The organism is Amycolatopsis sp. NPDC006125 (assembly GCF_040614195.1).
Classification (GTDB): Bacteria; Actinomycetota; Actinomycetes; order Mycobacteriales; family Pseudonocardiaceae; genus Amycolatopsis_E; species Amycolatopsis_E tucumanensis.
This window is the reverse complement of record NZ_JBEXTZ010000066.1, coordinates 41,077-50,449: the sequence shown is the minus strand read 5'-3', so window position 1 is coordinate 50,449 and position 9,373 is coordinate 41,077. Positions and strand designations below refer to the sequence as shown.

Here is a 9,373-nt window from a genome sequence, read left to right as displayed (position 1 = left end):
GACGGTCTCCCGCAGCGCCTGGGCGTGGGTGCCGCCTTCGCGGGTGCGGGACCGGTCGAGCACGGACAGCTTCACACCTTGGTCAACACGCCGGCCCGCCCGCGCGCGGTGAGCGGCCCTGGCGTCGAGCCAGGCCTGCAGGATCTCCACGGCGGCGGCCTGGTCGACCACCGCCCGCTGCTTGCGGCCCTTCACGCCGCGCTGGGACAGCATGCGGGACGCGGTGACCGTGGTGAGGCGCTCGTCGGCGAGCCGCACCGGCACCGGCGCGATGCGGCCGGCGAGGGCGTCGGCATAGCCGGCGGCGATCTCCGCGGCCGGTCCGTGCCGGTCGGCGAGCGTGCGCGGCAGACCCACGATCACCTCCACCACCTCGTGTTCGGCCACCAGTGCGGCAAGCTGTTCGAGATCGCTGTCGCTGTTCGCATCACGCGACAGGGTAACCAGAGGGCTGGCGAGGATGGGGGCCGGATCGCTCAGCGCCACACCGACCCGGACCGATCCGACATCGACCGCCAGGCGCCGGCCTGCCCCGGGATCGTGCTCCCCGGGGCGGTCCGGTTTCCGCGCCGTCACCCTGCCGCGACCGCGCCACGCAGCGCCGTGATGGCCTGCTCGATGCCCGCCGGGTTGCTGCCGCCGCCCTGCGCGAGGTCCGGCTTGCCGCCGCCGCGGCCGCCGACGGCCTCGGCGAACGAGGGCACCAGCTTGCCGGCGGCGAAGCCCTTGTCGCGGGCCGCGGCCGTGGTCGCGACCACGAAGCTGAGCTTCTCGCCCTGCGGCGCGAACAACGCGACCACGCCGGGCCGCGAGCCGAGCCGGTTGCGGACCTCCTGGGCCAGCGAGCGCAGCGCGCCCGCGTCGATGTCGCCGTCGACCTTCTCCGCGACCACGGACACGCCCTGGACGTCGGTGGCCTTGTCCGCGAGCGAGCCTGCCGAGCCGAGCACCTGCTGGGTGCGCAGCTGGGCGATCTCCTTCTCCGCGTTGCGCAGGCGGGTCAGCACGTCCTCGATGCGGGAGGGCAGCTGGTCGCTGGGCACCTTGAAGGTGTTCGCCAGCTGCGAGACCAGCAGCTGCTCCTTGCGCACGTGCTTGAGCGCGTCGGTGCCGACCAGCGCCTCCACGCGGTGCACGCCGGACCCGATCGAGGAATCCGAGACCAGCTTGACCAGGCCCAGCTCGCCGATGCGGCCCACGTGCGTGCCACCGCACAGCTCACGCGAGTACTCGCCCATGTCCACGACGCGGACGTTGTCACCGTACTTCTCGCCGAACAACGCGACCGCGCCCAGCTCCAGCGCCTTGTCCTTGGTTGTGGTGTAGGCCTGCACCTCGACGTCGTTCTGGAGGTAGTCGTTGACCTCCTCCTCGACCTCGGTCAGCACGTCGGTGGAGACCGGGCCGGGGGTGGTGAAGTCGAAGCGCATGCGGCCGGGCGAGTTCAGCGAACCGGCCTGCGCGGCGCGGCGGCCGTAGGCGCCGCGGACCGCCGCGTGCACCAGGTGGGTGGCCGAGTGCGAGCGCGCGATCGAACCGCGGCGGGTCTGGTCGACCGAGCCGGTCACCTCGGTGTCCAGGCCGATCTCGCCCGCGATCACCTCGACGCGGTGCACCCACAGGCCGGGCACGATCTTCTGCACGTCGACGACCTTGGCCTCGCCGCCGGAGCCCAGCAGGACGCCGGTGTCGGCGACCTGGCCACCGCTTTCGGCGTAGAACGGGGTGCGGTCGAGGATCAGCTCGGCCTTGTCGCCCTCGCGCACGACCGGCACGCCCTGGCCGTCCTTGAGCAGGCCGATGACCTTGGCCGTGGCCTGCAGGTCGGTGTAACCGAGGAAGTCGGTCTCGCCGTGCCGCTCCAGCAGCTCGCGGTAGACCGACAGGTCGCCGTGGCCCTTCTTGCGGGCCGCGGCGTCGGCCTTCGCGCGCTGGCGCTGCTCCTCCATCAGCGTCCGGAAGCCGTCCTCGTCCACCGACAGCCCCTGCTCGGAGGCCATTTCGAGGGTGAGGTCGATCGGGAAGCCGTAGGTGTCGTGCAGCTGGAAGGCGCGGTCGCCGGCCAGCACGTTGCCGCCGGCCTTCTTCGTCTCCTCCGCGGCGAGGTCGAAGATCCGCGACCCGCTGGTCAGGGTCTGCAGGAACGCCTCCTCCTCGACCCGCATGACCTCGCTGATCCGGTCGAAGTCGCGCGCGATCTCCGGGTAGGACGGCGCCATCGCGTCGCGCACCACCGCGGCGAACTCGGGCAGCACCGGCTCGTGCACGCCGAGCAGGCGCACCGAGCGCACGATGCGGCGCAGCAGGCGGCGCAGCACGTAACCGCGCGCCTCGTTGCCCGGGGTGACGCCGTCGCCGATCAGCATCACGCCGGAGCGGGCGTGGTCGGCGATGACGCGGAAGCGGACGTCGTCGGCGTGGTCGGCGCCGTAGCGGCGGCCGGAGAACTCCTCGGCGCGCGCGATCACCGGGCGCACGAGGTCGGTCTCGTAGACGTTCTCCACGCCCTGCAGCAGGTAGGCGACGCGCTCGACGCCCATGCCGGTGTCGATGTTCTTCTTCGGCAGCTCGCCGATCGGCGGGTGGCCGTACTTCGGGCTCTGCTCACCCCGGATGTCCTGCATGAACACGAGGTTCCAGATCTCCAGGTACCGGTCCTCGTCGACGACGGGGCCGCCGTCGCGGCCGAACTCCGGGCCGCGGTCGTAGTAGATCTCCGAGCACGGGCCGCCGGGACCGGGCACGCCCATGTCCCAGTAGTTGTCGCGGCCGTCGCGCGCCTGGATGCGGTCGGACGGGATGCCGGCGACCTTCTGCCACAGGCCGGCCGCCTCCGAGTCGTTCTCGTAGACGGTCACCCAGATGCGGTCCGGGTCGAAGCCGAAGCCGCCGTCGTCCTGGGACTTGGTGATCAGCTCCCAGGCGTTGGCGATGGCGCCTTCCTTGAAGTAGTCGCCGAAGGAGAAGTTCCCGGCCATCTGGAAGAACGTGTTGTGCCGCGTGGTCTTGCCGACCTCGTCGATGTCGCCGGTGCGCACGCACTTCTGGATGCTGGTCGCGCGCGGGTACGGCGGCGGCACCTCGCCCAGGAAGTACGGCTTGAACTGGACCATGCCGGCGTTGACGAACAGCAGCGTCGGGTCGTCCAGGATCAGCGACGCGCTGGGCACCGGGGTGTGGTCCTTGGCCTGGAAGTGCGCCAGGAACCGCTTGTTGATCTCGTGTGTTTCCACTGGTCAGTCCTCGTGGGAAAGCGGCGGGCGCCGCGTGGTGTCGGGGGCGGCGTCGGCGGAGAGCGCGGCGGCAGGGCCGCGTCAGCCCTCCGCCCGGCGAGCTCGCGCCGGGCGCCGGGCCGCGTGACGGCCCGCGGGGGGACGCGGGGCGCTCACCCCGGACCGGTCCTCCACCATGTCGCGCAGCTCCTGTTCCCGCTCGCTCATCCCGGCGCGCACGTCCGCGCCGAACGATCCGATGGCGCCGGCCAGCTCGGACACGGCGTCACCCAGGTTCGAGGCTAACCCCGCCGGCGACGCTTGACGAGCGGTTTGACCTGCCTTGCGGGTCAGTGCGACGCCGGTCACCACACCGACGCCGAGCCAGAACAGGCGCTTCACTTGCGGCCCCGCTTCCGGCTGTGCTTGCCCTCGGGGAGCTCCTTGGCCTTGCGCCGGGACCGGATCGCCTTGCTCAGGCCGTAGGACAGCGCGGCGGTCTTCACCAGCGGGCCGCCGAGGGTCGCGGTGAACACCGACGACAGCGCGGACACGTTGCCGCTCACGGCCTGGGCGTTCGCGGTGATCCCGTCGACGCGCTCGAGCTGGGTGTTGACGTGCGTGATCGTCTCGTTGGCGCCGAGCAGGATCGGGTCCGAGTTCTCGTGCGCCTTGCGGATGGCGATCGTCGCCTCGTCGAGCGTGCGACCGAGCTTGATCAACGGGATCGCCAGCAGCAGCACCAGCAGGACGAACGCTCCTGCGGCGATCAACGCGGCGATCTGCCCTGCCGACACGGGCCCTCCTCGGGTTCTAGCGGCGTGAATGCCGGTCAGGTTACCGTGCGTCGCCGTCAGTGGCCGGACGGCCCCTCCGGGCCCTTCGCCACGCCGAAGTAGAGCGTCGCCATGTCCTCGTCGCCGTGCCCGGCCTCGATCGCGGCGTCCAGATGCGCCAGCGCGGCGCGGGTTCCGGCGAGATCGACTTCCCCGCCCGCGGCCTCCAGGACCAGGCGCGCGTCCTTGGCCGCGTGCCGGGCGGCGAACGCCAGCGGGTACTCGCCATCGATCATCGCGCCGCCTTTGAGGTGGGCGTAGGGGACGTCCAGCGCGCCGCCGGTGATGGCCTCCAGGAACAGCCGCGGGTCGACCCCGAGGGCCTGGGCGAGCCGGATGCTCTCGGCGGTGCCGTTGGTCAGCGCCAGCACCCACGCGTTCGCGGCGAGCTTGAGCCTGCTGGCCGCGCCGGTCTCGCCGACCCACAGCGTGCGGCCGCCGACGGCGTCGAACACCGGCGCGCACCGGTCGCGGAGTTCGCCGGGGCCGGAGGCGAGCACGACGAGCTTGCCGTCCTCGGCGGGTTTGCGGGTGCCGAGGACGGGGGCGTCGACGAACGGGACGGCCTTCTCGCGGGCGAGCGCGGCGAGCCGCTCGGTCCAGTCGAGGCCGACGGTGCTCATCTGCAGCCAGACCGCCCCGGCCGGCTCGATGCTCTCGACGACCTCGTGCACGGTGGCGCCGTCGCTGAGCATGGTGAGGACGAAGTCCGCGCCGTCGACGGCCTCCTGCGGCGTGTCCGTGACGGTGCAGCCGCGGTCGGCCAGCGGCGCGGCCTTGGCGCGGGTGCGGTTCCAGGCGCGGACGCCGAAGCCCGCGGCGGCGAGGTTGGCGGCCATCGGCAGGCCCATGATCCCGGTGCCGAGCACGGCGACAGTCGTTTCGGGCATGGCACCGATCATGGCACCGCGAGCGGTCAGCCGCCGCGCACCGACCGCCGCAGCCGGGGGACGCGCTCGGACAGCGTGCGCTCGGCGCCGCGCTGGGTCGGGTGGTAGTAGTCGACGCCCACCACCTCGTCCGGCGGGTACTGCTGCGCGACCACCCCTTCGGGCACGTCGTGCGGGTAGCGGTAGCCCTGGGCGTTGCCGAGCTTGGCCGCGCCCGCGTAGTGCCCGTCGCGCAGGTGCGGCGGCACGGTGCCCAGGCGGCCGGCGCGCACGTCGGCCAGCGCGGCGTCGATGCCCGTGACGACCGCGTTGGACTTGGGCGCGGTGGCGAGGTGGATGGTGGCCTGGGCCAGGGCCAGCCTGCCCTCGGGCATGCCGATGAACTGGACGGCGTGCGCGGCGGCGACGGCGGTCTGCAACGCCGTCGGGTCGGCCATGCCGATGTCCTCGCTGGCGTGCACGACCAGGCGGCGGGCGAGGAACCGCGGGTCCTCCCCCGCCTCGATCATGCGGGCCAGGTAGTGCAGCGCGGCGTCCACGTCGGAGCCCCGGATGGACTTGATGAACGCGCTGATGACGTCGTAGTGCTGGTCGCCGTCGCGGTCGTAGCGCACCGCCGCCTTGTCCACGGTGGACTCGACGATCGGCAGGTCGATGGTCTTGTGCTCGGTGGCCGACGCGGCGTCCGCGGCGGCTTCGAGCGCGGTGAGTGCGCGGCGGGCGTCGCCGGAGGCCAGGCGGACGAGGTGGTCCTCGGCTTCGGGCGTGAGTTCCAGTTCGCCGTCCAGGCCGCGCTCGTCGGTCATCGCACGGCGGATCAGCAGCCGCACGTCGTCGTCGGTGAGGGGCTTGAGCTGCAGCACGAGCGAGCGGGACAGCAGCGGCGAGACGACGGAGAAGGACGGGTTCTCGGTGGTGGCGGCGACGAGGAGGACCGTGCGGTCCTCGACCGCGCCGAGCAGCGCGTCCTGCTGGGTCTTGGAGAAGCGGTGGACCTCGTCGATGAACAGGACCGTGTTTTCCGCGTTGTACTGGCGGCGGCGACGGGCTTCCTCGATGACGCCACGGACTTCCTTGACCCCGGCGGAGAGCGCGGACAGGGCGACGAAGCGGCGGCCGGTGGCGGTGGAGACGAGGTTGGCGAGGGTGGTCTTGCCGGTGCCGGGCGGGCCGTAGAGGAGCACCGAGGCCGGGGCGGCGCCCTCGACGAGGCGGCGCAGCGGGGCGCCCTCGCCGAGCAGGTGCTGCTGGCCGACCACCTCGTCGAGCGAGCGCGGCCGCATCCGGACCGCGAGGGGCGAACCCGGCGGGACCGGGGCCGTCTGGGGCTGCGTCACGCGCTCCGGCGGCGGCTCCAGGTCCGGGTTCACCGTGAAGAGTTCGTCCTGCACGCCTCCACCGTAATGCGGGGCTCCGACAGAACCGTCAGCGCTCCACGGGCCGCGGCGCCAGCTCCGGTTCAAGTGGCTCGGCGCGGCGGGCGCGCCACGATTCCAGCGCCGACCGGGCGACGATGGCGGCGGCGTAGGGCAGCAGGTCCCGGCCGCGGCGCCACAGCCACGGGATGCCCTTCACGACGAGCCAGCCGACGTGGTCGACGGTGCGTGGTGTGACGCCGCCGGAGCAGACGAGGCTCACGGGTGAGGGGACGGCGATCCCGGCGTCGGCGACCAGTTCGGTCACGCCGCGGGCGAGGAGGCGGTGCCCCAGCTCGGAGGGGTGCAGGCGGTCGACGCTCCAGGCGGCCAGGTCGTAGGCGCCGGGCAGCGAGCCGAGGTCGAGGCAGGCGACCCCGTGCCGGCGGGCGATGGTTTCGATGACGTCGTTGAGCTCGGCGATGCGGGCGGTGAGGGCGCGGCGGAGCGGGCCGGGCAGCCGGAAGACGCGGCTGTGGTCGTGGAAGAGCATGGTGACGACCGTGGCGCCGACGGCTTGGAGGGCGGTGACGACGTGTTCGAGGTCGCGGGCCATGCCGAGGGAGTCGAAGTCCGAGCGGAGGGTGTCGTTCATGCCGACGATCACGACCGCGACGTCCGGCCGGTGGCGTAGCGCGGCCGGCAACTGGTCGGTGCGCACACAGCGCATCCGGGCGCCGGTGAACGCGGTGTTCAGGTACCCGGTGGGCGGGATGCCCAGCGCCTCGGCTACGAACGGGCCGACGCCGCGCCAGGAGCCGCCGGGCACGGGGTCGCCGAGCCCCACGGCGGTCGAGTCGCCGAGCACGGCCAGGCGAACGGCACGGCGGGGAAGCGGATCGGGGGTCTGGGTGAATTCTTCACGCACCGCAGTCACGTCTGAAGACCATCAGGCACGGACCCGCCCACCACGTGAGCGCCGGGTAACACGGTCCGGACGGATCAGCGAACGTCTGGGTTTCGCGGGGTTGGGTGGGTGCCGGGGTGGGTTTGTGCGGGCGTGGGTGGGCGGGTCGCTTGGGTGCGAGTGGGCCGGTGGGCCGGTCGCATGGATGCGCGAGGGCCGGTGGGCCGGTCGCATGGATGCGCGAGGGCCGGTGGGCCGGTCGCACGGATGCGAGTGCGCCGGTCACTCCGGTGCTACGGGCCCAGTCGTGCTGGCACGAAAGGACCAGTCGCGCCGGCACGAGAGGTCCACTCGCGCGCACACGAAACGGCCAGTTGCGCCCGCACGAGTGGCCCAGTCGCGCCCCCAACCATGAGAGGACCAGTCGCCGCCGCACCAGAAGTCCACTCGCGCTGGCACGACACGGCCAGTCGTAGTCGTCCTACCAGAGGCCCATCCACGCCCACACGAAACGGCCAGTCGCGGCCGCACGAGTGGACCAATCGCGAGCGCACGAAAGCGCCAGTCGCGCGCACGAGAGAGCCAGTCTGGGGCCACACGAGAGGACCAGTCACGGCCGCGCGAAGGCCAGTCGCGTGCACGAGAGGGCCAGCCGGGGCCGCACACAAAACCACCACTCGCGCGCGAGGCGCACCGCGGCGAACCACAAAGCCGCTCCGCGCCCCGCAGCCGCCCGGGACCACGAACGCTCACCGGCCGCCCGGACCCCCGAACACCCAGCAGCCACTCCGGACACCCAGCAGCCATTCCGAACGCCCGGCAACCGCCCAGGCCCCAAACGCCCGGCAACCGCCCAGGCCGCCGAACGCCCCGCAACCGCCCAGGCCCCCGAGCGCCCGCGACCGACCGAACCTCGAACACCCAGCAGCGGCCCGGCGCCCCGAAAAACTCAGCGGAACGCCGGATAAAGCGGCAGCTCCAGCCCAGGCCCGAACCGCGCGTCGAGGGCCTTCGCGACCTCCCGCGCATGCGCGGCGACCTCGTCCCTGCCGCCGCGCTCGGCGTACGTTCCCAGGTCCCTCCACCAGCTCACCAGCGCCGCGACGCGGTTGGGGCGCACTTCGGCGCCCGCGCCGCCCAGGTCGGCCCACGTCGTGACCCACACCAGCAGCATCTGGTGGTCCAGCAGGTGCGCCGACAGCACCTCGTTGTCGCCGAGGGCCGGCCACACCCCCGAGACCTCGGCCTTCCACGCGGCGATCATCGCCTCGCTCATGCCGCTCGGCAGGGCCCGCGCGTCCTCGCACGTGGCGAACGGGACACGCAGGTGCGCGGCGTCCACCAGCGCGTTGCGGACCAGGCCGCGCTCGAAGTCCAGGAAGTGCACGCCGCCGCTGGTCACCAGGTTGTTGTCCGGGCTCAGGTCCACCGGGCTGAACGCGCGGTACGGCGACGACGCCGACGCCTCGCACACGTTCTCGGCATACGCCCGCACGTCGTCCGGCGTCGTGACGCCGACCGCTTCCGCCAGCAGCGTCGGCAGGCGCGCGCAGGCCACCGCGGGCGTGGTGTCCTCGTCCGGCACGAACCCGCCCAGCCGGCGCAGCAGCGCCTCGAAGTCGGCCTCCCGGCCGGCGGTCGTCGCGTGCAGGCGGCCCAGCGAACGCGCCCAGGACAGCAGCGCGCGCTCGGCCAGCCGCGCGTCCTGCCCGCGCAGCTTGTCCCACAGGGTGGGCGCGCGGCCCAGGTCGTCGATCACGATGACGCGCAGCGGGCCGTCGTGGGCGAGCAGCTCCGGGCACATCCGGTCCTCCGCCGGCAGCGCGGTGAACAGCTGGTAGCTGACCGCCTCCTGCGCGAACGGGTCGGCGGCGCCGCGTGGCGGCGCGTCCGGGTAGTGCTTGATCACGAGCGTGCGGGGCAGCCCGAACGGGGACGCGGCGATGCGGGCGCGGACCACCGTCGCCGGTCCGCTGCCGGGCAGGGCTTCCGGCTCCACGAGCCCGATGGCGCTGCCGAAGCGCCGCGTCAGCACGGTTTCGGCCGCTTGGACGGCGGCGTCCACGGCCTCCGTTCCGCTCGCCGGAACGGCCGCGACTGCCGGGTCCTGGTCGTCCTCCGTGCCTGGGGAAGTGTCCACCGTCATCGCCTTCGACCCTACTAGCGGGCGAAC

At 72.9% G+C, this 9,373-nt stretch carries 7 protein-coding genes and 1 pseudogene; all 8 read right to left on the bottom strand.

Annotated features, from left to right (window positions below; translation table 11 throughout):
• Window positions 1–99 precede the first annotated feature (99 nt).
• Window positions 100–576, bottom strand: a pseudogene (gene ruvX / locus ABZ193_RS28750) (Holliday junction resolvase RuvX); the annotation flags it as partial.
• On the bottom strand, window positions 573–3,233 hold the full coding sequence (gene alaS / locus ABZ193_RS28745) for an alanine--tRNA ligase (RefSeq protein ID WP_020422111.1): 2,661 nt from the start codon (window positions 3,231–3,233) through the stop codon (window positions 573–575). The pseudogene ruvX and the gene alaS, both read right to left, overlap by 4 nt.
• Window positions 3,234–3,314: 81 nt before the next feature.
• Window positions 3,315–3,614: a hypothetical protein gene (locus tag ABZ193_RS28740; protein ID WP_020422112.1), complete on the bottom strand. Its 300-nt coding sequence runs from the start codon at window positions 3,612–3,614 to the stop codon at window positions 3,315–3,317.
• Entirely contained in the window at window positions 3,611–4,009 is a 399-nt protein-coding gene (locus ABZ193_RS28735; protein WP_020422113.1) for a DUF948 domain-containing protein, read from the bottom strand. The genes ABZ193_RS28740 and ABZ193_RS28735 overlap by 4 nt, the downstream gene beginning before the upstream one ends.
• A gap of 56 nt (window positions 4,010–4,065) precedes the next feature.
• Window positions 4,066–4,938 (bottom strand): NAD(P)-dependent oxidoreductase, encoded by an 873-nt coding sequence (locus ABZ193_RS28730; protein ID WP_354712186.1) that lies wholly within the window; start codon window positions 4,936–4,938, stop codon window positions 4,066–4,068.
• Between the two features lie 26 nt (window positions 4,939–4,964).
• A complete protein-coding gene (locus ABZ193_RS28725) occupies window positions 4,965–6,329 on the bottom strand; it encodes a replication-associated recombination protein A (protein ID WP_020422115.1) in 1,365 nt (454 codons plus the stop codon).
• Between the two features lie 34 nt (window positions 6,330–6,363).
• Complete coding sequence (locus ABZ193_RS28720) at window positions 6,364–7,161, bottom strand: SGNH/GDSL hydrolase family protein (RefSeq protein WP_354712187.1); 798 nt, start codon at window positions 7,159–7,161, stop codon at window positions 6,364–6,366.
• A gap of 988 nt (window positions 7,162–8,149) precedes the next feature.
• Window positions 8,150–9,346, bottom strand: a complete 1,197-nt coding sequence (locus ABZ193_RS28715) for a phosphotransferase (RefSeq protein WP_354712185.1) — start codon at window positions 9,344–9,346, stop codon at window positions 8,150–8,152.
• Between the last annotated feature and the right edge of the window lie 27 nt (window positions 9,347–9,373).

Coding starts and splice junctions, on each gene's coding strand:
- ABZ193_RS28730 (WP_354712186.1), bottom strand. CDS start 4,938: ATGCCCGAAACGACTGTCGCCGTGCTCGGCACCGGGATCATGGGCCTG.
- ABZ193_RS28715 (WP_354712185.1), bottom strand. CDS start 9,346: ATGACGGTGGACACTTCCCCAGGCACGGAGGACGACCAGGACCCGGCA.